The sequence below is a fragment of the Halorubrum trapanicum genome (genome assembly GCF_017873555.1).
In the GTDB taxonomy this organism is placed as follows: domain Archaea; phylum Halobacteriota; class Halobacteria; order Halobacteriales; family Haloferacaceae; genus Halorubrum; species Halorubrum trapanicum.
The window spans coordinates 1-24,093 of the sequence record NZ_JAGGKE010000008.1 but is presented as its reverse complement, the minus strand read 5'-3'; the positions used below and the strand labels follow the sequence as shown (position 1 = coordinate 24,093).

The window sequence follows — 24,093 nt, the reverse complement described above, 5'->3', positions numbered from 1 at the left end:
ATGTCCCTCATCGAGCTCATCGCTGGCGTGGAAGCCCACGAGGCCACGTTGACCGTGTTCAACGCCGACCCGGCGGTGACGGACGAGCTTCGGGAACACTTCGCCGACCGCAACGTCCGGATCGTCGGCGACCAGACGGCCTCCGGACCGAAGGAGTTCGCCGTGCTGGCGCGGGACGGTGAGTTCGTCACGGCCGTGACGGTCGACGAGCTGTTGCCTCGGCGCGGCGAGGACGGGACGGGATCGTCGGGAGACGGGAGAGGTGCGTCGGAGGGGGACGAACCGATCGCCGAGGGGGGTAGCGGCGGACGCGTCGGAAAGCCGGTGTTAGACCACCTCGACGAGACGATGTTCACCTCCTACTCGCGCGAGGACATGGTCGCCGCGTCCCGCGAGATCGAGGACCGGGCGTGGCGGGTCGGCGACGGGGAGCTCCACGCGGGATTCCAGACGCTCGACGTGCTCACCGGCGAGATCGACACCTACGACTTACTCGGCGAGAAGGAGCGGCTCGACGTCCACGCGTACGCCGCCGACGAGGGGGACGCGCCCGACGTCGAACACTACGCCGTCCACGTCGGCGAGACCGCGGAGATCCGCGAGACGTGGTTCGTCGCGTACGACGGCGGCGGGTACGAGGACGCGAAGTGCGCGCTGCTCGCCGAGGAGCGCGCCCCGGGAGAGTTCTACGGGTTCTGGAGCTACGACCCCGAGACCGTCGATTACATCATCGACTACCTGACCGAGCGCTACGGCGGGTCGGAGCAGACGGACGAGGGCGGGGAGACCGTGTGAGGGGTCGGCTCTCGGAGACGACCGCGTGGCTGTCGGCCGCGACGGTCGTCGCGACGGTCGCGACCGCGGGGAGCCTCTGGTTCAGCCTCGGACTCGGGCTGACGCCCTGCGACCTGTGCTGGTACCAGCGGATCGCCATGTACCCGCTCGTCGTCGTCCTCGGCGTCGCGACCGTCGAGGAGCGACCGGCGGTCCGGCGGACCGCGCTGCCGCTCGTGGCGATCGGGCTGAGCCTCGCCGCCTACCACTCGTACCTCCAGGCGACGATGGGGCAGTGTTCGCTCGGCGGCCCGTGCGCGACCGTGCTGTGGCGGAGTCCGGTGTTCGGACTCACGATCCCGAACCTCTCGTTCGTCGCGTTCGGGCTGCTCGCGGTCCTGCTCGTCGGCATGCGGCGACGCGTCTGACAGTAAGAACGCGAGCAACGAAGAAGTGAGGTTCGGAGGAACTGACCGTTCAGTCCTTCCGCTTGACGACGTCGCCGAGGGTCATCGTGCCCGCGTCGTTGGTCTCCCAGTCGGCGTCGTCGGCCGACTGGCCCTCGACCAGCGAGATGTCGAGCGCGCGTTCGAGCTTGCGCTGGACCTCGTCGGTCGGGAGCGTGTCGCTGCGTTCGAGCTTGCGGATGAGGCTCGCCTTCTCGTTGAGCTGGTCGGCCAGCTCCTCCTGGCTCAGCCCGCGCGACTCCCGCGCGTCGCGGATCCGCTCGTCGTAGTCGGTGGCGATCTCGTCCATGTCGTCGAACATGTCGCGGGGGCGGGTCGAGCCGCCTGAGCTCCCGGAACCGCTCGACGAGCCGGACGAGCCGGACGACGAAGACGAGGACGACTTCCCGGTGCTGGAGCTGGTGGAGTACTTGCCGCCGCCGGAGCCGGTCGACTCGTCGCGGACTTCGGTGCCGAAGTCCGTACACGAGCTACAAAGCTCCAGCTCGGCGCCTTCGACCTTCGTCGTCGTCAGCGAGGCCTCCTCGGCGCCGCACATCTCACACTGGGGCATACGCGACGCTAACGCTCCCGATGGTATAAAGGGTGTGCCGCGGCGGCGCGCCGAGCGCAGCTGCGTCTCGACGCGCACCGATCGCAATCGTGCCGCGGTCGGTACCGACTTGTCGCCGCGGCCGGCAGGAGTGGGTATGGACGCCCACGTCACGCGCTCAGACCTTCGCGGGACCGCGCGCGCGCCGCCGTCGAAGAGCTACACCCACCGCGCGCTGCTCGCCGCCGGGTACAGCGACGGCGCGACCGTCGAGTCGCCCCTGATCTCCGCCGACACGCGGGCGACCGCCCGCGCCGTCACCGCGTTCGGCGGGTCGGTCGCCCCGGCGGGAGCCGACGGTGAGACAGCGGCCGAGTCGGAGTTCGCCGGCGCCGACGCCCTCGCCGTCGAGGGGTTCGACGGCCGTCCCGGGGTCCCCGACGACGTGATCGACTGCGCGAACTCGGGGACGACGATGCGACTGGTCACCGCCGCGGCCGCGCTCGCGGACGGCACGACCGTCCTCACCGGCGACGACTCGCTGCGCTCGCGCCCGCAGGGACCGCTCCTCGACGCGCTCGCCGACCTCGGCGTCCGTGCGGAGTCGACGCGGGCGAACGGGCAGGCCCCGCTCGTGGTCGCCGGCCCGCTCGCGGGCGGCGAGGTGGCGATCCCGGGCGACGTCTCCTCGCAGTACGTCACGGCGCTGCTGATGGCCGGCGCGGTCACCGACGAGGGGGTCGAAGTCGACCTCACGACCGATCTCAAGTCGGCGCCGTACGTCGACATCACGCTCGAACTGCTCGCCGACTTCGGCGTCGAGGCGACCCCGGTCGACGAGTCCGGTGACCCCCTCGACGGCGCCGCGGGCGCCGCGGGCTTCTCGGTCCCGGGCGGACAAACCTACGCGCCGAGCGAGGGGACGTACGCGGTCCCCGGCGACTTCTCCTCCATCTCCTACCTGCTCGGCGCGGGCGCGGTCGCGGCCGCGCCGGGAGAGCCGCTGCGAATCGAGGGCGCGCGCCCCAGCGCACAGGGCGACGCCGCGATCGTCGGGGTCGTCGAGCGCATGGGCGCGCCCGTCGACTGGGACCGCGAGGCCGGCGAGATCGCGGTCGAGCGCGCCGACCTCTCCGGCGTCACCGTCGACGTGGGCGACACCCCGGACCTCCTCCCGACGATCGCCGCGCTCGGCGCGGTCGCGGACGGGGAGACGCGGATCGAGAACTGCGAGCACGTCCGCTACAAGGAGACTGACCGCGTCTCCGCGATGGCCGAGGAACTCGAAAAACTCGGCGCCGAGGCGACCGAGGAGCCGGATGTCCTCACGATCCACGGCGAGGAGAGCGACCTGCGCGGCGCGACCGTCGACGGCCGTCACGACCACCGGATCGTGATGGCCCTCGCGGTCGCCGCGCTCGCCGCCGAGGGGACGACGACGGTCCGCGGCGCCGAACACGTCGACGTCTCGTTCCCCGATTTCTTCGAGGCGATGGCCGACCTCGGGATGGCCGTCGAACGCGACGACACAGAAGCATAGGACTCACAGTGACGGAACTGCGTGCGGTGGCGCGTGCCTGCGAGCGGCCGCCACCGGCGGCCGCGAGTCGCACGCGCGAGGGACGCCGCGAACGCCCGCAGGGCGTGAGCGGCGAGGCTGGGGAGGTGTGAGGCCGCGGTGCGGTTCCGGTCGGGGTGGGACTCAAAGGGGCAACTGCGAGGACGCCGGAGGCGACGTAAGCACCGAAACGAGGGAGCGAAGCGACCGAGTGAGGAGCGCAACGAGCGTCCGGCGTCCTCGCAGTTGGGGCTTCGGAGGCGTTCTCCGCTGTTCGAGAGTCAGTTGCGTCCAACCGGGCGGCTGGGGCTTTGGAGGTGGTCGCTGTGGACCCGTCAGAGTCCATTTACAAACCGACGACTGAAGATTTGAAACAGGTGCGCGCAGGAACTGCGTATCTGTCTTCTCGGGACCGACGGGTACACAAGCCCGCCGGAACGACACGCGAGTATGGACGACATCGACGTCGAGCCGGTCGACCGCGTCGACGAGAGCGACGAGGGGACCGCCGACGGGGACGAGACCGCCGTCGAGACCGCGGAGACGGACGAGGCGCTCACCGTCGACGACGACCTCGCCGACCTCCCGGCGGGCGTCGACGCGCCCGACTACGTGCTGTACGGGGGGAAGGGGGGCGTCGGGAAGACGACGATGGCGGCCGCGACGGGGCTGGCCTCGGCCGCGGGCGGCGTCCGGACGCTCGTCGTCTCCACGGACCCCGCGCACTCGCTTTCCGACACCTACGAGACGGAGATCCCCGCCGAGCCGGCGCGCATCCGCGAGGACATACCCCTGTACGCGGTCGAGATCGACCCCGACGCCGCGGTCGACGAGGGGATGTTCGGCGCCGACGGCGACCCCCTCGGCGGGCTGGGCGAGATGGGCGACGCGATGGGCGGGATGGGCGGCGAGGGACCGATGGGCGGCGCAGGCGGGGACGCCGGAGCTGCGGACGAGGACGGAGACGCCGGCCTCGGCGGCCTCCTCGGCGGCACGATGCCCGGCGCCGACGAGGCGGCGGCGATGCGCCAGCTGCTGGAGTACCTCGACGACCCGCGGTTCGACCGCGTCGTCGTCGACACCGCGCCGACCGGCCACACCCTCCGGCTGCTCCAGCTGCCGGAGATCATGGACTCGATGCTCGGCCGCGTGATGAAGCTCCGCCAGCGCTTCTCCGGGATGATGGACGGGATCAAGGGGATGTTCGGCGGGGGCGACGACGAGCCGGACCCCTCCGCCGACCTCGAGGAACTGCGCGAGCGCATCGAGCGACTGCGGGCCGTCCTCCGTGACCCCGCGAAGACCGACTTCCGCGTCGTGATGATCCCAGAGGAGATGAGCGTCGTCGAGTCCGAACGGCTCGTCGCCCGCCTCGACGAGTTCGGGATTCCAGTGAACACGCTCGTCGTCAACCGGGTGATGGAGGGCGTCGGCGACGTGACGGGCGGAAACGGGACCGCGATCGATCCCGACTGGGTGGTGGAGCCGAACCCGGACACCTGCGAGTTCTGCGCGCGCCGCTGGGAGGTCCAACAGAACGCGCTCCGGGAAGCGACCGACCTGTTCCGCGCCCGCGACGTGAAGCGGGTGCCCCTGCTCGCGAACGAGGTGCGGGGCGAGGCCGCGCTGCGGGTCGTCGCCGCCTGCCTGAACTGAGCGGCCCGGACCGCCGCCGCGCGTTCGCCCTACTCGGCCGTGCTCCCCCTACTCAGCCGCGCTTCCCTTACTCGGCCACGCTCCCGAGCAGCCGGTCGCGGACCGTCTCCGCGACCCCGGTGAGGTGCGCCTGTCCGAACAGGCCCACCAGGACCGCGCCGACGGTGTTGTACATGAGATCGAGGATCGTGTCGTCGAGTCCGTGTTGCGCGAGCGGCATGTCGATGCCCGTCTCGGTCGCGACGATGTCGAGACCGAACTCGAACAGCTCCCAGAGCACGCCGAACGCGAGGACGACCACGACGATGAAGACGAACGCGAACCGCGGCGGGATCCGGATCCCGTCGCTGTGGAGGTCGACCGCGCGCATCGTCGTGTACCCGACCGCGGCGACGAGCGAGGCCGACAACGCGTGCGTCAGGTGGTCCCACCACTCGACCCGGGCGTAGAACCCGGCCGACCCGATCGTGTGGAGGAACACCGCCATCGTGATCCACAGCGCGAGCCAGGGGTCCAAGGGGAGGTCGTACCGGCGTTCGAGCGCCGCCGGGATCAGCGTGACGAGGAACGCCATGATCCCGTTGCTTATCGCCTTCTGCTCGCCCGCGAGGAAGCCGTACGCGACGATACCGACGAGGAGGACCTGCATCGCGCCCGTGAGCCGCCGCTGCGACGCGAGCGATGGACGAGGGAGCAGCGTCATCGGCGCACCACCCGCCGGATGACGCGCCGGAGGCGGCGTCCGCGCCGCCGGAAGTAGCCGTCGAAGAGCAGCCCCGCGGCGAGTCCGGCCAGCGTGACGTACATCCACTCGACCATCAGCGCGTCGTTCGTCGTCAGGTAGGCGGTCCCCACGCGCTGGTCGAGGTTCCAGCGAAGCACCGTCCACACCGCCGCGGTCGCCAGCGTCGCCATCACGACGAAGACGACCGCGAACCAGTGGGTGAGCCGCAGCGTGGTGAACATCTGGAGGTCGACGGCGATCACGAGCGCCAGCGCCGCGATGGCGACGTACGTCGCGAACGTCCCGAGTTCGCCGCCGAAGAGGGCGCGCATGAGGATCGGCAACAGTGCGAGACCGACCAGCTCCGCCGGCAGCATCGCCCGCCAGTCGCGGGCCGCGACGGTGGGCGCGAGCACCACCGCGCCGAGTCCGATCGCGATCGCCGCCGACAGCAGATCGGAGTCGAGCGCGCTTTCGAGGAGCACGCCGGCGAGGACCGCGATCATCGCCCACGCCGCGAGCGCGTTGAGTCGACCGTCGCGGACCAGCCGCGCCAGCCGGTCCTCCACGGTCTCCGGCTCGGCCGCCTCGACGGTTTCCGCGTCATCGACATCCGCCTCCGCACCGTCGTCGGCGTCGCGGCGTCGATCTCCGTTCATATCCGGTACGGAGTCCGGCGAGGGTAATAAGAGGTCGCTCCGAGTCGACGGCGACGACCCCGTCCGCGACCCGGAGGCTCCGATCGGACGGCAAACGGACGCCCTTTTACCCGGTACGTCCGTTCGATCGGTATGAACTGCCGGCGGTGTGGCACCCCGATCGAGAAGCCCGGGGACTACTGTCTGACCTGCAACACCGCCAACGCCGACGCGGTCGTCGCCGAGTTCGAGACCGACCGCGCCCACCTGACGCTGCTCTACGAGGACACGGTCGTCGGCGAGACGACGGTCACCACGCGCCCGGAAGAGGGAGAGCGACTGAGCGAGGTCCAACTGCGGAACTTCGCCGGCCGCGTCGCCGACGAGATCCGGCGGAAGCGCCCCGAGACCGTCTACGCCGCCGGCGAGCGCGAGCCGCTCCGCGAGACCCGCGCGCAGCTCCACCACGAGTTCTACCGCGTCCCCGACGGCGGCGCGGGCGGGGGAGGCCGCGGCGGTGCGTCCGGCGAGAGCGGAGCCGCGACCGCGGACGGCGAGCGCGACGGCGACGACGAGGACGTGAGTCCGGTCGTCGCGTGGGTCCTCGACCGTCGGGGAGACCGGTCGCTGGCGGTGGTCGAGACGCCGCCGCGCGAGAAGATCGGCGGGTCACACTCGACGCTCATCGGCGACCGCAAGGGCCGAAAGGCCGTCCAGACCGTCGCGGAACACCCGCACGTCAAGAAGATCGTTCCCGGTCCCATCGACGCCGGGGGAACGGGGTCGCGGACCGGCCTCCGCGCGAAGGCGACGCGCGCGGGGACCAACGGCAACGTTCGGCTCCTCCTGCGGGACGGCTCCAGCGTCCAGGAGAACCGGATCGTCACCACGGCGATGGACCGCGAGACGGGCGAGCGCGTCCGCGAGGACCTCAACGAGGCGCTCCGCGACGCGGAGCTTCAGGACGCGTAGCCGCGCGGTCGACGGTCCCGGGCCGGTCCCGACCCCGGTGTTCGGATCCGTCCGTCGGTGCGTCGATCTCGGGCACACGACCCGGAACCGACCGCCACTGTCCGCCTCTCTGTCGCGGGGTTTTTCACGAAAACGGGCGTTTCGAGCGGTGTGAGTACTCTCGTTACGCTCGGTGCGGGCGTCGTCTTCGGGCTGGCGCTCGCGGCGCCGCCCGGCCCGATGAACGCGGTGATCGCCGAGGAGTCGGTCCTCCGCGGTCGCGTCGCCGGGTTCCGGGCCGGTCTCGGCGCCGCGACCGCCGACGCGATCTTCTTCGTCCTCGCGTACGTCGGCGTCGTCGCGGTCGTGGAGTCGTTCCCGCTGTTACAGGGCGCCATGGTCGCGGTCGGCGGCGTCTTGATGCTGTACTTCGCCGTCGGGGCGGCCCGAGGCGCACGGGAGTCGTTCCGCCCGACCTCGGGCGACGGCCCCGTCGTCGAGGAGGGGAAGGGGTTCCGCAAGGCGCTGGTGCTCGCCTTAACGAACCCGTACCAGGTGCTGTTCTGGCTGACGATCGGCGTCGGTCTCCTCCGGCCCGGCGAACTCGACGTGCTGGCCGAGCTACCCGTGATCGGGAGCGACCTCGCCGGGACGCTCGTGGTCGCCACCGGCTCGCCGACGCTCATCGGCGGGTTCTTCCTCGGCGTGTTGACGTGGATCGTGGGGTTCCCGACCGGACTCGTCGCCGCGGAGCGCCGGATCGAGACGTTCGCGCCGCTCGTCGCCGTCGGCTCCGCGGTCGTGCTCGCCGGCTTCGGCGTCTACTTCCTCTACGACGCGGCGACGACGCTGACGGCGCTCGGCGCGTAGCGGGGCGAGCGAACGATCGGGAGACCGATCGACCTCACGCGCCCGCCGGCTCGCCTGCGCCCGAGCGGTCGCGGCCGACATGGACAACGGCTTTGACCCGTCGGCGCGACCGCCCCGTATGTTCGAGAAGACGACGTGGATCAAGCTCCCGCGGAACGTCCTCGTGGGACACGGCGTCATCGACGACCTCGGGGAGGCGGTCGGCGACCTCTACCTCACGGGACGGCCGCTGATCGTGACCAGCCCCACGCCCAACGAGATCGCCGGCGACCGCGTCCGGGCGCAGTTCGACGACCCCGCGACCGCCGTCGTCGAGGAGGCCTCGTTCGCGGCCGTCGAGGAACTGACCGAGACCGCGGAGGCGGTCGACCCCGGCTACCTGATCGCCCTCGGCGGCGGGAAGCCGATCGACATCGCGAAGATGGCCGCCGACCACCTCGACGTCGGCTTCGTCTCCGTCCCGACGGTCGCCTCCCACGACGGCATCGTCTCGGGGCGCTCCTCGATCCCCGAGGGCGACACGCGCCACTCGGTCGCCGCCGACCCGCCGCTCGCGGTCGTCGCGGACACGACGCTGATCGCGGACGCGCCGTGGCGGCTCACCACCGCGGGCTGTGCGGACATCATCTCGAACTACACCGCGGTGAAGGACTGGCGGCTCGCGCGCCGCCTGCGCAACGTCGAGTACAGCGAGTACGCGGGCGCGCTCTCGGAGATGACCGCGGAGCTGCTCGTCGAGAACGCCGACATGATCCGGCCGGGGTTAGAGGAGTCGGCGTGGGTCGTCGTGAAGGCGCTCGTCTCCTCCGGCGTCGCGATGTCGATCGCCGGCTCCTCGCGGCCCGCGTCCGGCGCGGAACACCTGATCTCCCACCAGCTCGACCGCATCGCGCCCGGCAAGGCGCTCCACGGCCACCAGGTCGGCGTCGCGTCGATCATGACTGAGTACCTCCACAGCGGCGAGAACGGTCGGTGGAACGCCATCCGCGACGCGCTCGCGGAGCTGGACGCGCCGACGACCGCGGGCGAACTGGGGATCGACGACGCGGAGCTGATCGCCGCCCTGACGAGCGCCCACGAGATCCGCGACCGCTACACCATCCTCCAGGGCGGGATCAACGAGGAGGCCGCGGTCGAGGTCGCGACCGCGACCGGAGTCATCGATCGGTAGTCGCGACCGCGACCGGAGTCATCGATCGTAGTCGACGACGCGCTCGGTGGCGAAACGTCCCGACCGGCGGGAGCACCCGAAGCCGACTTATCGCTCCGTTCCCTCCTCCCGATATGTCCACCGCCAGCGTTCGCGACAGGGCGAAAGACCACCCCGCCGCGATAACCGTCCTCCTCACGGTCGTCGGCTACGGTGCCGTCGGCGGCGTGTTCCTCGTGCCGGAGTTCCAGGCGCTGTTCCCGACGCTCACGCAGGGAACCGTCGACCTGCTCGCACACGCCATCGCCGCCGTCAACACGGTCACCGTGATCTCCCTCTCGCTCGGCTGGTACTGGATCCGCAACGGCGAGGTGAAGAAACACGCCGCGGCGATGACGACCTCGTTCGGTCTCATCCTCCTGTTCCTCGGGATGTACCTCCCGAAGGTCGCGGGCGGCGGGACCAAGGAGTTCGTGCTGGACTCGGCGTACGCGTGGGTCCCGCTGTGGGACCCGGTGTACCCGGCGTACCTGGTCATGCTCGCGATTCACATCGTCCTCTCCGTCGTCTCCGTCCCGGTCGTCCTGTACGCGGTCGTCCTCGGACTCACGCACACGGAACAGGAGCTGCGGACCGAGACGCCCCACCGGCGCGTCGGCCGGATCGCGGCGAGCGCGTGGATCCTCTCGCTCGCGCTGGGGGTCGTCACCTACCTCCTCCTCAACCATCTGTACGACTCGACGTTCGCGGCCGCCGAGGCCGCGGCGGTCCTGCTGCCGGCCGTTCCGGTCTGACCTCTTCCGCCGAATCCATCCGGGCCGTCCGCCGAACTCCGGCCGCCCCCGCCGCCACCGAAACGCTTGAGCGGCGGCCGCGACACCCACACGTATGACCGACTGGATCGGCGAGACGTTCACGAGCGACGTGGGCTGGAACCACCTCCTCGACCTCGTCGACGTCGGCGACCGGATGGCAGGCTCGACGGGCGAGCGCGAGGCGCTGGAGCTGACCCGCGACGCGTTCGACGACGTCGGCGCGCGCAACGCGGCGATAGAGGCGTTCGAAATTCAGGGATGGGAGCGCGGCGACAGCGCGGTCCGCGACGCAGCGACCGACGACCCGCTCGCGGTCGGCCCGAACGCCTGTATCGCGCTGCCGCGAAGCCCGAGCGGCGAGGCGACCGGGGAGTTCGTCGACCTCGGCTACGGGATCCCCGAGGACTTCGAAACCGACCTCGACGGCAAGGTCGTGATGGTCTCGTCGGACACGCCGGAGTCCGTCGACCGGTTCGTCCACCGCCGCGAGAAGTACTACCGCGCGGTCGACGCCGGCGCCGCCGCCTTCGTCTTCGCCAACCACGTCGAGGGGACGCTCCCGCCGACGGGGAGCGTCGGGACGGCGGACGCGCCCATCGGCGAGGTGCCGGCGGTCGGCGTCTCGAAGGAGACCGGCGCCCGGCTCGCGCGGCGGAACGAGGGCGACGACGTGACCGTCGCGGTCGACTGCGAGACCCCGACGGCGACGAGCGGGAACGCGGTCGCCGAACTCGGTCCCGACACGGACGAGCACCTACTCGTCTCGTCGCACGTCGACGCCCACGATCTCGCGGAGGGCGCGATGGACAACGGCGCCGGCACGGCGACGATCGTCGAGGTCGCGCGGGCGCTCGCGGCGCGGGAAGACGAACTCGACATCAAGGTGCGGTTCGCCGCGTTCGGTGCCGAGGAGGTCGGACTCGTCGGCTCCTCGGTGGCCGCGGAGGCTGCCGACCGGGAGGCGGTCCGCGCCGTCGTCAACGTCGACAGCAACGTGTTCGGCCGGACGCTCCGGCTCGACCACCACGGCTTCGACGCGCTCGCCGAGGCCGCCGAACGCGTGAGCGACCGCTTCGATCACCCGATCGCGACGGGCGCGGAGTTGGTCCCCCACAGCGACCACTGGCCGTTCGTGAAGCGGGGCGTTCCGGGGTACATGGTCTCCGGCGAGACCGAGGGGCGCGGCCGCGGCTGGGGCCACACCCACGCCGACACCCTCGACAAGCTGGAGTCGCGGAATCTCAGAGAGCAGGCGATCCTCCTGACCGAACTCGTCGTCGACCTCGCCGAAGCCGACGCGTCGATCCCGCGTCGCGACACCGACGAGATCGCCGCGGCGCTCGAAGCCGAGGGGAAGGCGACGGGGATGAAGCTCACCGGCGACTGGCCGTTCTGAGCGGAGAGCGGAAGGAGAAGCCGCGGTCGGCGTCCGTCAGGCGACGACGAACTGGTTCCAGAACCCTTCGATGACGAAGAACAGCGCGTAGTACGACGACCACACCAACACGACGAGCGAGGCGGCGATCGAACTCTTCGGCGCCTCGATCTCCATGTCGTTGCGCGCCTCGACGTTGCGCGCCTCAAGCTCGAAGAAGTCGGCGATGAACATCGCCAGCACGAGTACCGACAGGATCGTCCCGCTCACCGGCGAGTCGAGGATGAACAGGAAGCTCAGGAGGACGAGTCCGACGTTGGTGAACACGTGCGGCGTGTACGCCTCCACGCTGTCGGCGTCCTGTCCCTGTTCGACGTGCCGCTTGTGCGCGAGGTGCCGCGTCGCGAGGTTCGCGACGGTCATCACGAAGATCGCGTACGGCAGCACCGGCCCGACGGCCGACAGCCAGCCGAGGGGAACGAGGAACTGCAGTGGGTCCATATCCACCACTTCCGTTCACGACGTATTAGAGTGTTTCCGATCGGCGCGCCCGCGAGACGAGCACGACGCCGCGAGTGTGGAACCCACCGCGCCCGCGCTCAGCCGTTCTCGGCCGTCGGTGAGAGGAGATCGACCGTCGTCGCGGTCTCGATCCGGACCGACCGGTGCGGCTCGACGGTCCCCCGTCGCGTCCCGTCGACGACCAAGGCGACCGGCTCCTCCTCGCGCTCGACCGTGACGCTGACGCCGCCGCTCGCGACCCACGTGTCCGGACGAGTCGTGAACGGCGAGACGGGGACGACGGAGAGACCGCCCCCCGGCGACACCACCGGCCCGCCGGCCGCCGCCGCGTACCCGTCGCTGCCGAGCGGCGTGGCGACCGCGGCGCCGTCCGCACGCACCGACGCCGACTCCCCGTCGGAGAACGCGATTTCGTACTCGGAGATCCGGGCGGGCGCCGCCGTCACGAACGCGACGTCCGCCGCCGCGAACCGACGTGGGCCGTCCTCCGCTCCGTCGACCGCGAGGACCGGATGTGCGACGCGCGAGAAGCGGTCGAACGACGCCTCGGATCCGCCGAGTCCGTCGAGGACGCCGCCGATCCGGTCGGTCGCAAGGTCGAGGTCGACCGCGTGACGACCGTCTCCGATCGGAAGGACCGGAACCGAACGAGCGTCCCCGGTTGCGACCGCGCGCATCGCGTCCCGCAGCGCGGCGTCCCCGACGGCGACGATCCCGTCGGTCTCGGAGAGGTCGGCGAGGCGCGCGCCCGCAGTGGTCGCCGCCGATCGGATCGCCGCCGCCGGCTCGCCGTCGCCGAGAACCGCGAGGCGGCGCGTCGGCTCGCTCATGCGCGAGGGTGGAGCGAGCGGAGGTGAAAAGCTCCCGGTTCGTCGCCGCGCCGCTGGGAGCGAAGCCGCGACGAGGAAAAGCGAGACGAGGAGTCGTGCGTTCAGTTCGCTGCCGCGTCGTCGTCGTTGAGGGAGTCGCGGAGCTGCCGGCTGGCCGGGATGAGCACCCAGAACGTCAACGCGCCGAGGATCATCAGCCAGAAGAACATGTCGCCCGCGAGCAGGCCGACCTCGCCGTACGCCGTATTCACACCTTCCGGCGGGTTCACGAGCTGTACCACCTCGTAGTACGACGGGGTCCGGTACCAGCCGCCGAAGGTGATCCACCCGAGACCGCCGATCACGAACAGGGCGAAGCCCTTCATGAACTCGTCTGCCATTATCTCACGTTTCGCTGGGGTCGTCTTGAGACTTTCCCATCCCTTGTCCGCGGAACCGGGTCCCGAGCACGTACACGGCGGTTCCGAGGAGGATGAATCCGACGCCGGTGATCGCGAGTATCGCCACGAGCATGTCTTCCGGCGGCATGACGCCGGCGCTATCGAGCAGGTAGACGATGGTCGTCCGGACGAAGCTGATCTGAAGCGTCGCGGCGTCGATGAGCGTGAACCCGACGAAGTAGGTCACAACCGCGGCGAGCGTCGAGAAGACGGTCACGGCCTTGTACAGCCTGAAGGGAACGACGATCTCCCGGCCGCCCGGTCCCTTTCGCGGGCCGGTCGGCTCGTTGCGGGAGTCGGCGTCGTCGTCGCCAGCGATCGGGTCGCCGGTCTCGTCGAACGCCTGCGAGGAGTCGCCGTCTGTTGAGGATGACATGAGTGACACGGAGCGTCGGAACGGCGGGGTGAGAGCCGCGAGCGCGACGCGGTCGGGGAAACGGGGCAGCGGATTCCGCGCGTTACTTCGGCGGTCGCAGCATGTAGTACCGGCGGTTGAGGTCGTACATGTACCCCTCGCGCATCGTCTTCAACACCGCGTAGGTGATGACGCCGCCCGCGATCGGGAGCATGAACACGAGCGAGAACAGCAGCTCGAGCTGGACCGGGAAGAAGTTCTGGATGGCGAGCGCCGCCAGCGTGATCGCCAGGATGACCCCGGCCACGCCGAGCGCGGCCCAGCCCGGCTCTTCGACGGGGCGCCGCGCGTTCCCCTTGTTGAGGAAGGGAACGAGCGTGATGACGCCGAAGATGGCGCCGTGAGCGATGAGCCCGTACAGCTCGTTGGACACGACGATGTTACTGCCCAACACCGCGAGTTCTGGGTTGATCGGACTGAGCTTCAGCAGGCCGAACGACCAGTAGAGGTACCAGTCGGGCAGGATGATCGCCGGCGTGGAGCCGGGGTTCGCCGGGTCGCCGAAGTGCGACGGCAGGATCGAGGCCACGAGCAGGATGACCCCGAGGAAAAAGGAGGTGATAGCGAGGTTGCGGATCGTCTCGTGGGGCCACGTCGGGAAGCCCAGCACGTCGCGCTCGACGTACGTCGACTCCGCACGCAGGTCCTCGTCCTCGCGCCGGGAGCGCTCGAAGTACTGGTAGGTGAGTTGCGCGAGCCCCTGACTGCGCTCCTTCCGCTCGGACCAGGTCGGCGTCTCGTCGTCCGGCGGGACCGTCGCCGGCGGGCCGCCGTCGGTGCGCGCCTCGTCGTCGGTGCCTCCGTCCGTCATGGGTGTGGTGTCGTCGGTCATTGGATTAGTGCGGCTCCGCGATGCCCTGCACCCAGACGATGCCGACGTGGACCGCGATGAGCGCGGTGACCACGAACGGCAACACGAACACGTGCAGGATGTACATTCTCACGAGCGTCGCCTGTCCGAGGGTGAAGCCGCCGAACAGCAGCTGGGCCGCCCACTCGCCGACGAGCGGGGTCGCGAGGGCCAGCTCCACGCCGATCTGCGCCGCCCAGAAGGACAGCTGCTTCCACGGGAGGACGTACCCGGAGAAGCCGAACAGCAGCGTCAGGGCGATGAGCACGACGCCGAGGATCCAGTTGACCTCGCGCGGCTCCTTGTACGCGCCGGTGAAGTAGACCCGCAGCATGTGGAGGAACACCGCCGCCACCATGAACTGCGCCGCCCAGCGGTGGATCGACCGGAGCATGAAGCCGAACTGGACGTCTTGCATGATCATCACCATCGAGTCGTACGCGGCGGTCGGATCGCCCTGCGCCGCCGCGCCAGCGGTCGACGGCGCGTAGTAGAACCCGAGCAGCGCGCCGGACACCGCCGCGAGCAGGTACGCGATGATGGAGAGGGACCCGAGCGAGTACAGCGGGTACCAGTACCAGAACTTGTTGTCGAGGTCGTACTGCTCGGTGTGGCTCTTCGGCATCTGGAGGTTCGCGCGGTAGTACATCGTCTCCAGCAGCTCGAGGTAATCGACGATGCGGAGCCGCTTGTCCAGCCAGATGAGCGTGGTCAGGAACGCCGTCTCGATGGGCGAGAGGTCCTGACTCTTGAGCCACGCGTTGTGGTCCATGTCGTCTTGCTTTTTCAGGCTCATTGTCGAATCACTTCTTGTAGTACGGGTACACCGCCCGCTTCAGCGTCTCCGCGAGGTTGCCGGTGTCGATGCCGTCGCCCTCCTTGTCCTCCTCACGGACGTACAGGTCCTCCCACTTGCGGCGGCGCTTCTTCACGATCATCACGTCCGGAAGGAACTCCTTCCGGTACAGGAGTAAAATGAACGCGAGGTCGATGAAGATGAGCGCCAGCAGCGCGCCGACGAACATGTTCCCGGACTCCGTCGACGCCCACGCCGACATCAGTCCGAAGGTGAACAGCATGACGAACACGACCTCGATGATCGTGAGGAGGACGATCGCGATCGCGGCGGCGGTGCTCTCGCGGGCCGGCTCGTACCGGTGGATGTCGCCGTACGAGGAACCACCGGAGCTCATCTGGCACCCCCGTGGCCGGTGTGGGCCGACTCGCCGTACTTGAGCATGTAGAAGGTGAACACGAACGTCATCCCGATGCCGAGCATCGCGGAGATACCGACCCAGTGGGCGTGGAGGGGGACGCCGACGTAAGCGATGTCCTCCGGCCATCCGGTGTTGGCGCCGCCGACTTCGACGGTGGCGACGTCCTCGCCGACGGCGATGCCGCCGTGCATCCCGGTGTTGGTGTGGGGAACACAGTGGTAGTGGGTGATGCCGGCGTCCTCGCCGGAGGTCTCGTACTCGTAGGTGGTCCCCTCCTCGCCGACCGGGTCGCCGCTGTCGAGGGCGGCCGGGCCGCCGTCCTCGACCGTCTGGACGTTGTGCGACCCGCCGTTACCCGTCCACTCCCAGACGATGGTCGTCCCCTCGTCGACCCACACCAGCGTCGGGTCGAACGCGAGGCCGCTGCTGCCGGCGCCGACCGAGATGGTCACCTCGTCTTGGCCGCGGGCGTCCTGGTACGACCCGACGTTCCCGTTGGCGCCGCTCGGCCAGTCGGGCTGTACCTCCTGTGCAGCCGCCGTTCCGGTCGCCCCGGCGGAGGCCGCGACGGCGGCGGTCGCGCCGCCGGCCGTCCGCACGAAGTCCCGCCTTTTCATACAGGCTCACTCAGGACGGGGTCCGCTTAAACCCACCGACTGAAACCGCCGACGTGGTGGAGGTTTCGGGGTCTGAGACCGCCGAAATCGGCGGATCACTCGTCGCGGTCGCGGTCACTCGCGGCGGCGCCCTCGTCGGTCACGACGCCGTCCTCGACGGGGACGAACTCGGGGCGCTCCTTGGCCTCGCGGAGCGCGCGCAGTCGGTCCCGATACTCCTCCGAGCGGAACCGGTCCGAGAGCCGCGCGTTCGCCACCATCGCGAACAGGAAGACGCCGACGAGCAGGAAGACGACCCCCATCGTCGGCGCGACGATGGTCCCGAGGTCGGCCACGGCGCTCGCGACGAGGAGGGCGACGCCGGCGAGCACCTGGACCGCGGCGACGGCCTGTATCACGAGGTTGCCGAACTCGCCCGACCCGTCCGGGACGCTGTCGGGGTGCGGGAGCGACCAGTCCTCGGGCGGTTCGGGCACCTCGTACGACTCCATCGCCGCGAGCGCGACGACCGGTTCGATGTCCCGGAGCACCGTCCCCTCGCCGCGCACCTCACCGGTGGGGCGGATGATCGCGTACCCCTCGTCGGAGTAGACGAGGATGCGCTCTTCGCCGTCCTCGCGGACGCGCTCCAAGACGCCGAACACGTCGCGGGTCGCGATGCGCGACTTCAACTCGGCGTCGACGCGGTCGAGGAGCCGGTCGCCGGTGATCCACGTGTCGGGATCGAAGGCGGCGTCCCACTCTTCCGCGCTCATCTGGGCCATGTCCGACGGTCCGAAGTCGTCGAAGTCGTACTCCGCCTCGACGCGCTCGCGGAGGGCTTCGATGTCGGTCTCGTCGCTTGAAGCGCCGTCGGGGGCCGTCTCCGGCGCCTCGTCTTCTCGAGTCCCGTCGGACGCCGGCTCTACCGGCTCCTCCGGCGGCGACTCCGACTCCGACCGCGGCGAGGTGTCCTCCATCGCTTCGGCGGTACGTGCTCCTGACGCTAACTGTTTTCGTCCGCGCCCGGCCGCCGAGAATCCGGGACCGCGTCGCCGGACGCGGATCGCGGGGCTTTACGCGCCCGAGCACGTACCGGCAGTATGGTCGACGAGTCGGTCATCGCGGCGCTCGCCGGGGTGTCCGTGACGACGAGCCTCCCGTTCCTCCTCTACGGCGCCTGGATCATGATCGACGCGGAGACGGTGTCGTGGAACGTGTTGATGCGGCACTTGCGGTACATCGTCGCCGGACTCCTGCTCACGACCGTCCCGCTCGTCGGGTGGATGATCCCGCGCGTCCTCGATCAACTGACGGGGATGGCGATCCTCCACGCCTTCTTCGGCGTCCAGGCGTACGCCCTGCTGGCGTTCGCGCTCACCGGGATCGTGCGGATCTTCCAAGCGAAGCGGAACGCCGACGCGTACGAGGACCTCGACGTCGACATCGACGAGATCCACGAGGACATGGGCCACTGGCGCAAGCGGCTCCGCGCGGGCGTCGCCGGCTTCATGCTGCTGTGGCTCTGCGCGTGGGTGACCGGTCTCTACCGGCTGTTCACGCTCCACTTCGGGGTGTGACCGCGCGGGACGCGTGCGACCGCCACCGGGAGCGGCCGCCCCGACCGACAGCTTCAATCCGGGTTTGCCCCTAACGGCGGTATCGTGGCAGTCACCTTCGATCTCTTCGGGACCCTCGTCGACGTGGAGTACCCGTCCGATCCGGCGGAAGCGGTCGCGCGCGAACTGGAGTCCCGCGACGTGACGGTTCCCGACGACTGGCACGTCGCGTACGGCGAGCGACACGTCGAGGCGCCGGCGGGCGCGGAGGTCCCCCTCCCCGCACACGTCGCCCGCGCGCTCGACTCCCGCGGCGTCGACGTGACGGGGAACGTCGCCAGACACGCCGTGATCGCGGCGTTCGACCCGGACGTGACCCGACGCGACGGCGCGCTCGACGCGGTCCGCGGCGCCGGCGAGCGCGGTCCAGTCGGCCTGCTCTCGAACTGCGCGGTCCCCGAACTCGTGCCCAGAACGCTGATCCGCGCCGGACTCCGCGGCGAGTTCGACGCGGTCACGACGAGCGTCGGCTGCGGCTGGCGCAAGCCGCACCCCTCCGCGTTCGAGGCCGCGGCCGAGGCGCTCGGGACCTCGACGTCCGCCCTCGTCCACGTCGGCGACGACCCCGAGACCGACGGCGGGATCGTCGCCGCCGGCGGGCGCTTCGTCGACGTGACGGAGACGCCGCTGTCCGAGGTCGTCGGGGAGTTGGAGGCGGAGCCATAGTCGGCCGCGACGAGCGCGGCAGGAGGGGCGGAGTCAGTCGAACCCGGCGTCCGCCAACCGCGCGCGCCACGCCGCTTCGACCCGCCCCTCGCCGACCAGCTTCTCGACGTGCGCGGCGACCGTCGCCCGCGCGAGGTCCCGCACGCCGGAGAGGTCCTTCCCGTAGGCGCCGTCGACGACCGCGTCGAGGTCCGCGGCACCATCGTCGATCGCGGCGACCACGTCGCGCTCGCGCGCCAGCCGGTGCTCGATCAGCCGGTCGCAGGTCGCCGCCGGGTCGTCGATCGGCGGGCCGTGCCCCGGGAGGAGCCGGTCGTAGCCGGCGTCGCGGACGCGTTCGAGGCTCGCGAGGTACGCCGAGAGGTCGCCCTCGGGCGCGGCGACCGCGACGCTCCCCTCGGCGACGGCGAGGTCGCCGCAACACAGCGCGGAGGGCGCCGGTCCGCCCGCCGACGGTTCAAATCTCTCCTCCGGCTCACCGACCGCGAACGCGACGTGGTCGGGCGCGTGCCCCGACGTGTCGACCGCGCGGACCGCGGTGTCACCGACCGCCTCGCCCGGTGCGACCGTCTCGTCGGGGTCGATTCCGGTCGCCGCGGCGAAGCGGTCCGCGTGACCCTCGCGGGCGACGACGGTCGCGTCCGTCAGGGCCGCGTACTCAGCGACCCCGCCGACGTGGTCAGGGTGCGCGTGGGTGACCGCGATCGCCTCGACGGCGGGGGCGGCCGCGTCGTCCGAGCCGCGCTCCGCGAGCGCCGCGTCGAGCGCGTCGGTCCGGGCCGCCGGGTCGACGAGCAGGCCGCCGAGGAGGTACGCGTTCGTGGTCCCGCCGGGGGCGCGGGTGTCGACGGGGACTTCGATCCGGGTGACGGCGGGCTCGTCGCTCGAGATCGGACCGCCGCCGGTCTCCGGGTCGTCGCCCGACATCGATCAGTCCCCGCGGCCGAGCGACGACCGCGCGGCCGGTCCGGGTCCGGAGCCGGGACGGTCGCGGCCGGGGATCGGCACGTCGGTGTCGCCGGCGACCGCGTACGCCCCGAGGTCGGCGACCCCGGCGTCGACCGCGTCGACAGACTCGTACGGGCGGCCGACCACGACGTCGCCGGCCGTGTTCCGGTTGATCCCGGGGATCGCCGTCAGCTCGTCCATCGAGGCCGCGTTGACGTCGAGCGGGTACGGGACGCCCGTCACGGAGCGGTAGCCGTGGTCGGTGATCGCCACGTCGATCGCGGTCCCCAGCTCGCGCTCGCCCGGGACCGCGACGAGGAGCGCGTAGGTGCCGAGCTGGCGCCCGAACGTCTTCCCGTCCTGATGGTATTCGAGGTGGAGGTCGGGCAGGACGGTCCCCGGCGGGACGACGCGGTCGAGCATCGGGTTGTCGATGGTCTCGCGGACCTCCCGCTTGTACGCCTGGAACTGCTCTTTGTGCTCCTGTGCGATGTCGGCGCCCGTCTCGGCCATCTCGGTGCCCGCGAACGCCATCACCTGCCGGATGTTGATCCGGCGGAGCATCAGCCCCTCGTCGTACACCGACTGGAGGAACTCCCTGTTGTGCTCGTACGTCTCCGGGCGCTCGCCCGTCAGCCCGTGGACGAGGTTGATCCCGGGGAGCAGCTTCGGCAGCCGCGGCGAGGCGTCCGGCCCGGTGGAGGGACCGGTGACGCGGGTCGGGTCGCCGGGCGTCGTCTCGGGCGTGTCGCCCGGGCGCCAGCCGCCCTCCTCGTTGACGACGCGGACGGCCTCTAAACACTCCTCGGCGGTGACGAGCAGGTTGTTCTCCTCCTGAACGACCGGGTCGGCGGATTCGAGACCGAACGCGGCCGTGTCGCCGGGGGTGTTGTGCTCGGCGATGACCCGGATCGCCTCGCGGGATGCCTCGGGGTAGTCCGTGATCGTCACGGGGTTCATGTTGTCGAGGTGGAGCGTCCGGAGGTCGGGCGCGACCTCGCGGATCCCGCCGTACAGCTCGCGGAGGGCGTCCGGGTTCGGCGCCTCGCCGTCGCCGCCGAACGCGAGGATGTCGGCCTGCCGCCCGAGCCGGAAGTGCTTCACCCCGCGGTCCGAGAGCGCGTCGACCTCGCCGACGACCGAACCGGGCGCGCGGAACGCCGGATCGCCGTACAGCGGCTCCGTACAGAACGAGCAGCGGTAGGCGCAGCCGCGGGAGGTCTCCATCTCGCAGATGAGGTAGTCGGGGTGGTTCGGGTGCTGCTCGACGACGAACGCCCCCAGCCGCGCCCAGCGGTCGACCTCCTCGTTCGTCCGCATCCGGTTGCCGTACCCCTCAAGCCCCTCGCGGACGAGGTCGTGAGCCGCGGCCTCGACGTCGCCCATCGCGACGAAGTCGTAGTCGAGGTCGTCGCGCTGCGTCTCCTGTGCGCCAGCGTTCTCCTCGCCGACCCCGAATCGAACGGGACCGCCGAGCAGCGTCACGCCGTCGGCGGTCCAGCCGAGTTCGCGCACCTCGTCCGGCTCCGCCGGGGTGCCGCCGACGTAGTTCCCGGGCACCGTCATCCCGCCGACGTACACCATGAGGTCCGCGTCGGCCACGTCGGCGTGTTTCGACCGGTCCTCGCGCAGTTCGTCGATGGTGTGGTAGGTGATCTGCGACTCGGGGACGCCCGCGTCGACGAGCGCGCCCGCCGTGTACCGCGGGTACGTCGAGAGGTACGGCGGGACGCCGAAGTGGGCCGGCTCGTCGACGTACCCGTCGACGACGGTGACGGAGAGGTCGTTCGGGTCGGCCGGGAGCGACCCCCGGGCCGACGCGGGCGAATCGGTCATGTTACCCTCCGTAGTCGGCCGAGACGGGAAAAGCGTGCGGAACGTCGGGGGCCGGACACGCGGACGGAACGCGGCGGCGGAACGCACAGCACGGAACGCGGCGGGGAATTATTTATATCAGCTCGCTCGGGATCGAATCGTATGCCCTCCGAGACGGTTTCGACCCGACTGCGCGTCGTGCGATACGTCGTGTTCGGCGGCGTCTTCCTCTTCGCCGCGGGACAGTTCTACGCCGCCGAGCCGCGCCCGTGGGGCGTCGCGGCCGCGTGGGCGGCCGGGACCGCCCTCGTCTTCGGACCGATCGCGTGGCTGGCGCGCGACCGAGTCCCGGAGGATCGCCGCGAGACGCTGACGTACGTCGCCGGCGGCGTGGGGATCCTCGTCGCCTCGGTCTGGCTCGGCGTCGCGCTCGCGTTCGCCCCGGCGCTTTTCTCGTACGGTCCCGGGTTCTTGGCGGGAGTCGCGGTCGGGACCCTCCTCGCGTTGCTCGCGGAGCGAACGGTCGTTCCCGAGCGGCTTCGCGGCGCTGGGATCTGACCGCCGCGCGGCGCGTTTCGCGCCCCCGGGTCGCCGCCGCCACGCCGTTTAAGCCCTCGCCGACACAATATCGGGACATGCCATCGACGATGGAGGTCAAGTGCGTCAGCGACGACTGCGAGCTGGACATGTTCGAGAACCACTACACGTACGACGTGCCCGACGACCACGCGGTCGGGGACCTCTCGTGTCCGTACTGCGGCGGGAGCGACCTCGTCGAAATCGAGGTGTGAGCCGTGGGCGGACTCGTCGAGACCGGTCGGTCCGCGCTCCGCAGCGCCCTCGAACGCGTCGGCCGCGGGTGGGGCCGCGTCCAGGAGGGCCGCCCGCTCTCGTCCGACCTCCTCGAGAGCGACGACGCGTACCTCGTCGTCTTCGACGCCCCCGGCGTCCGCGGCGAGGACGTCGACGTCACCTTCCTCGATCACACCGTCGAGGTGAGCCTCGAACGCTTCCGCGACTTCTACGACGGCCACGACCTCGTGTTCCCCGGCCGCGGCGTCTCGCTGTCCGGCAGCGTCGACCTCCCGCGCGACGCGGACGTGACCCCCGAGGGCGCGAACGCGACGCTCACGCGCAACGGCACGCTCCACGTCGAGATCCCCAAACGCGGGGAGTCGAGCGACGTCGACGTGGTCGAGGAAGACGACTGACCGCGCTTTTTCGACCGGTTACGTCTCCTCCGTCCGGTTCGACAGCGACATCCCCTCCGCGATCTCGAACACCTCGTCGCCGTCGAACCGGGTCGGGTCGAACGCGCCGATCCACGGCGAGTCGGGCGCGTCGAACGCGATCCCGGAGAGCGACGCCAACACGCCCTCGGCGAGCGTCTCGCCGATCGCCGGCGAGCGCATGAATCCGTGCCCCTGCCAGCCGGCGGCGACGAACAGCGTCGGGTCGTCCGCCGCCGACTCGACCGGCCCGACGAGCGGGTCGCCGTCGGGGGTCGCAGTACAGAGTCCGGCCCACGCCCGCGAGACATCCGAGTCGGGGTCAGTGCGGTTAGTGCGATCGGCGCGGTCGAGAGAGTCGCCGCGGGCGAGTCGCTCGTCGAGGACGGCAGCGATGTCCTCGCGGAACCAGTCGTCCGCCTCCCGCCGGTAGTCGTCGGGGTCGGCCGGGACCGGTTCCGTGCCGTCGCCCGCGAGCAGGCCGTCCGGGTGCGGGCGGAGGTACGCGTCCGCGGTGGCGTCGTAGGTCATCGGCCCGTCGTAGTCGTCCCGAGCCACGAGCGCCTGGACGCGATAGGGGACGACCGGGACCGCGACGCCGGCGTCCGCGAGCAGCGACCGGGTGTGCGCCCCGACGGCGACGACGACGGCGTCGAAGGCGCGGGTCTCGGTCTCCGAGTTCCCGTCGTCGCCGGCGTCGCGAATCCGGATCTCGCGTCCCGAGTCGGTCCGCGGGCCGAGCGCGACCGCGGTCTCCGTTTCTATGGCGACGCCCTCCCGGGCGGCCCGCTCGCCGAGCGCGCGGACGTAGCTCGGCGGGTCGGTCCACCCCGCGCCCTCGGCGACCGCCGCGACGGCGAGGTCGTCGGTCCGGAGCGACGGGAAGCGCTCGCCGAGTTCGTCGGGGTCAACGAGGGACACCTCGCGGGCGTGGTCGCGCATGCGTTCGACCATCGCCGGGACGGCGTCGGCCTCGGGGTCGCCCTCGCGGACCGCGATCACGTACGGGCAGGGCGAAAACGAGAACCCCGGCAGCGACCGGTCGAACGCGCGGAACCGCTCGATCGACCGCGCGCCGACCGCGGCGTCGACGTCCTCGGCGTAGGCGTCGTAGAGGACGCCCGCCGCGCGACCCGAGCTCTCGGCCGCCAGCTCGCCGCGCTCGTAGAGCGTCACGTCCGCGCCGCGGGCCGCGAGGTCGGAGGCCGCCGTGACGCCGACCGCGCCGCCGCCGACGACCGCGACCGTCGGGGCGGACTCGGCTGTCTCGGTCATGGATCGGAACACGCGAGCGACGCCGAAAAGCCACCGGGACGACGACGAAGAATCAACCGCGGTGGCGCGTGCCGACGAACGCCCGAAGGGCGTGAGTCGCACGCGCGAGGGAGTCGCTGGCGGCGATAGCCGCCAGCGACGAGGCGGGGGAGGCGCGAGGT

At 70.8% G+C, this 24,093-nt stretch carries 29 protein-coding genes; 14 read left to right on the top strand and 15 right to left on the bottom strand.

All coding sequences use genetic code 11. From position 1 onward, the window contains the following. Together J2744_RS09895 and J2744_RS09890 are read left to right on the top strand one after the other, a co-directional pair. Positions 1-795: a DICT sensory domain-containing protein gene (locus tag J2744_RS09895; protein WP_210113198.1), complete on the top strand. Its 795-nt coding sequence runs from the start codon at positions 1-3 to the stop codon at positions 793-795. Further along, positions 792-1,202, top strand: coding sequence for a disulfide bond formation protein B (locus tag J2744_RS09890; RefSeq protein ID WP_210113197.1), 411 nt, complete (start codon positions 792-794; stop codon positions 1,200-1,202). The genes J2744_RS09895 and J2744_RS09890 overlap by 4 nt, the downstream gene beginning before the upstream one ends. Before the next feature lie 49 nt (positions 1,203-1,251). On the opposite strand, the gene J2744_RS09885 is transcribed toward J2744_RS09890, so the two are convergent. Further along, positions 1,252-1,794 (bottom strand): multiprotein bridging factor aMBF1, encoded by a 543-nt coding sequence (locus J2744_RS09885; RefSeq protein WP_210113196.1) that lies wholly within the window; start codon positions 1,792-1,794, stop codon positions 1,252-1,254. Positions 1,795-1,930: 136 nt separating this feature from the next. Here J2744_RS09885 and aroA point away from each other — a divergent pair, with 136 nt between their 5' ends. Together aroA and J2744_RS09875 are read left to right on the top strand one after the other, a co-directional pair. Further along, positions 1,931-3,313 (top strand): 3-phosphoshikimate 1-carboxyvinyltransferase, encoded by a 1,383-nt coding sequence (gene aroA / locus J2744_RS09880; RefSeq protein WP_210113195.1) that lies wholly within the window; start codon positions 1,931-1,933, stop codon positions 3,311-3,313. Between the two features lie 468 nt (positions 3,314-3,781). After that, the gene (locus tag J2744_RS09875) at positions 3,782-4,987 is read left to right on the top strand and encodes an ArsA family ATPase (protein WP_210113194.1); all 1,206 of its coding nucleotides are present in this window, start codon (positions 3,782-3,784) and stop codon (positions 4,985-4,987) included. 67 nt (positions 4,988-5,054) lie between these two features. Here the strand turns inward: J2744_RS09875 and J2744_RS09870 are convergent, their stop codons facing one another. Both J2744_RS09870 and J2744_RS09865 read right to left on the bottom strand, forming a co-directional pair. Next, positions 5,055-5,690 carry a hypothetical protein gene (locus J2744_RS09870; protein WP_210113193.1) on the bottom strand — a complete coding sequence of 212 codons (636 nt, stop codon included), beginning with the start codon at positions 5,688-5,690 and terminating at the stop codon, positions 5,055-5,057. Next, positions 5,687-6,370: a hypothetical protein gene (locus J2744_RS09865; protein ID WP_210113192.1), complete on the bottom strand. Its 684-nt coding sequence runs from the start codon at positions 6,368-6,370 to the stop codon at positions 5,687-5,689. The genes J2744_RS09870 and J2744_RS09865 overlap by 4 nt, the downstream gene beginning before the upstream one ends. Positions 6,371-6,502: 132 nt before the next feature. Between J2744_RS09865 and J2744_RS09860 the strand changes: the two genes are divergently transcribed. The 5 genes from J2744_RS09860 (at position 6,503) to J2744_RS09840 (ending at position 11,531) form a co-directional block, all read left to right on the top strand. Then, positions 6,503-7,321 (top strand): DUF2103 domain-containing protein, encoded by an 819-nt coding sequence (locus tag J2744_RS09860; RefSeq protein WP_210113191.1) that lies wholly within the window; start codon positions 6,503-6,505, stop codon positions 7,319-7,321. A 150-nt stretch (positions 7,322-7,471) separates the two neighbouring features. Beyond that, positions 7,472-8,170 carry a LysE family translocator gene (locus J2744_RS09855; protein ID WP_210113190.1) on the top strand — a complete coding sequence of 233 codons (699 nt, stop codon included), beginning with the start codon at positions 7,472-7,474 and terminating at the stop codon, positions 8,168-8,170. 118 nt (positions 8,171-8,288) lie between these two features. Then, positions 8,289-9,341, top strand: coding sequence for an NAD(P)-dependent glycerol-1-phosphate dehydrogenase (locus J2744_RS09850; protein WP_210113189.1), 1,053 nt, complete (start codon positions 8,289-8,291; stop codon positions 9,339-9,341). 113 nt (positions 9,342-9,454) lie between these two features. Further along, positions 9,455-10,114, top strand: a complete 660-nt coding sequence (locus tag J2744_RS09845; protein WP_210113188.1) for a DUF420 domain-containing protein — start codon at positions 9,455-9,457, stop codon at positions 10,112-10,114. Positions 10,115-10,208: 94 nt separating this feature from the next. Next, a complete protein-coding gene (locus J2744_RS09840; protein ID WP_210113187.1) occupies positions 10,209-11,531 on the top strand; it encodes a M28 family peptidase in 1,323 nt (440 codons plus the stop codon). Between the two features lie 36 nt (positions 11,532-11,567). Here the strand turns inward: J2744_RS09840 and J2744_RS09835 are convergent, their stop codons facing one another. From J2744_RS09835 to J2744_RS09795, 9 genes are all read right to left on the bottom strand, one after another. After that, the gene (locus J2744_RS09835) at positions 11,568-12,011 is read right to left on the bottom strand and encodes a DUF7313 family protein (protein WP_210113186.1); all 444 of its coding nucleotides are present in this window, start codon (positions 12,009-12,011) and stop codon (positions 11,568-11,570) included. Between the two features lie 98 nt (positions 12,012-12,109). After that, positions 12,110-12,862 carry an NAD(+)/NADH kinase gene (locus tag J2744_RS09830; RefSeq protein WP_210113185.1) on the bottom strand — a complete coding sequence of 251 codons (753 nt, stop codon included), beginning with the start codon at positions 12,860-12,862 and terminating at the stop codon, positions 12,110-12,112. Positions 12,863-12,963: 101 nt separating this feature from the next. After that, entirely contained in the window at positions 12,964-13,242 is a 279-nt protein-coding gene (locus J2744_RS09825; protein WP_210113184.1) for a DUF7314 family protein, read from the bottom strand. Between the two features lie 4 nt (positions 13,243-13,246). After that, complete coding sequence (locus J2744_RS09820) at positions 13,247-13,678, bottom strand: DUF7315 family membrane protein (RefSeq protein WP_210113183.1); 432 nt, start codon at positions 13,676-13,678, stop codon at positions 13,247-13,249. Positions 13,679-13,760: 82 nt separating this feature from the next. Then, positions 13,761-14,549: a cytochrome b family protein gene (locus J2744_RS09815; RefSeq protein ID WP_210113182.1), complete on the bottom strand. Its 789-nt coding sequence runs from the start codon at positions 14,547-14,549 to the stop codon at positions 13,761-13,763. A gap of 4 nt (positions 14,550-14,553) precedes the next feature. Beyond that, positions 14,554-15,363 (bottom strand): cytochrome b, encoded by an 810-nt coding sequence (locus tag J2744_RS09810; RefSeq protein ID WP_210113181.1) that lies wholly within the window; start codon positions 15,361-15,363, stop codon positions 14,554-14,556. Between the two features lie 7 nt (positions 15,364-15,370). Then, positions 15,371-15,760 (bottom strand): DUF7318 family protein, encoded by a 390-nt coding sequence (locus tag J2744_RS09805; RefSeq protein WP_210113180.1) that lies wholly within the window; start codon positions 15,758-15,760, stop codon positions 15,371-15,373. After that, positions 15,757-16,401 (bottom strand): halocyanin domain-containing protein, encoded by a 645-nt coding sequence (locus J2744_RS09800; protein ID WP_210113179.1) that lies wholly within the window; start codon positions 16,399-16,401, stop codon positions 15,757-15,759. The genes J2744_RS09805 and J2744_RS09800 overlap by 4 nt, the downstream gene beginning before the upstream one ends. A 95-nt stretch (positions 16,402-16,496) precedes the next feature. Continuing rightward, positions 16,497-17,360 carry a DUF7319 domain-containing protein gene (locus J2744_RS09795; protein WP_210113178.1) on the bottom strand — a complete coding sequence of 288 codons (864 nt, stop codon included), beginning with the start codon at positions 17,358-17,360 and terminating at the stop codon, positions 16,497-16,499. Positions 17,361-17,483: 123 nt separating this feature from the next. Here J2744_RS09795 and J2744_RS09790 point away from each other — a divergent pair, with 123 nt between their 5' ends. Then, positions 17,484-17,960 (top strand): DUF7321 family protein, encoded by a 477-nt coding sequence (locus J2744_RS09790; RefSeq protein ID WP_210113177.1) that lies wholly within the window; start codon positions 17,484-17,486, stop codon positions 17,958-17,960. Positions 17,961-18,044: 84 nt separating this feature from the next. Next, positions 18,045-18,665 carry an HAD family hydrolase gene (locus tag J2744_RS09785; RefSeq protein WP_210113176.1) on the top strand — a complete coding sequence of 207 codons (621 nt, stop codon included), beginning with the start codon at positions 18,045-18,047 and terminating at the stop codon, positions 18,663-18,665. Positions 18,666-18,698: 33 nt separating this feature from the next. Here J2744_RS09785 and J2744_RS09780 read toward each other — a convergent pair whose 3' ends face one another. Then, positions 18,699-19,592 carry an MBL fold metallo-hydrolase gene (locus tag J2744_RS09780; RefSeq protein ID WP_210113175.1) on the bottom strand — a complete coding sequence of 298 codons (894 nt, stop codon included), beginning with the start codon at positions 19,590-19,592 and terminating at the stop codon, positions 18,699-18,701. A gap of 3 nt (positions 19,593-19,595) precedes the next feature. Next, positions 19,596-21,449 carry a radical SAM protein gene (locus tag J2744_RS09775; RefSeq protein WP_210113174.1) on the bottom strand — a complete coding sequence of 618 codons (1,854 nt, stop codon included), beginning with the start codon at positions 21,447-21,449 and terminating at the stop codon, positions 19,596-19,598. A gap of 141 nt (positions 21,450-21,590) precedes the next feature. On the opposite strand from J2744_RS09775, the gene J2744_RS09770 reads away from it, so the two are divergent. The 3 genes from J2744_RS09770 (at position 21,591) to J2744_RS09760 (ending at position 22,639) form a co-directional block, all read left to right on the top strand. Beyond that, entirely contained in the window at positions 21,591-21,986 is a 396-nt protein-coding gene (locus J2744_RS09770) for a hypothetical protein (RefSeq protein ID WP_210113173.1), read from the top strand. 77 nt (positions 21,987-22,063) lie between these two features. Further along, the gene (locus tag J2744_RS09765; protein WP_006114342.1) at positions 22,064-22,219 is read left to right on the top strand and encodes a DUF7559 family protein; all 156 of its coding nucleotides are present in this window, start codon (positions 22,064-22,066) and stop codon (positions 22,217-22,219) included. A 3-nt stretch (positions 22,220-22,222) separates the two neighbouring features. Continuing rightward, positions 22,223-22,639 (top strand): Hsp20/alpha crystallin family protein, encoded by a 417-nt coding sequence (locus J2744_RS09760; RefSeq protein ID WP_210113172.1) that lies wholly within the window; start codon positions 22,223-22,225, stop codon positions 22,637-22,639. 18 nt (positions 22,640-22,657) lie between these two features. On the opposite strand, the gene J2744_RS09755 is transcribed toward J2744_RS09760, so the two are convergent. After that, positions 22,658-23,932 carry an NAD(P)/FAD-dependent oxidoreductase gene (locus J2744_RS09755; protein ID WP_210113171.1) on the bottom strand — a complete coding sequence of 425 codons (1,275 nt, stop codon included), beginning with the start codon at positions 23,930-23,932 and terminating at the stop codon, positions 22,658-22,660. Positions 23,933-24,093: the final 161 nt, after the last annotated feature.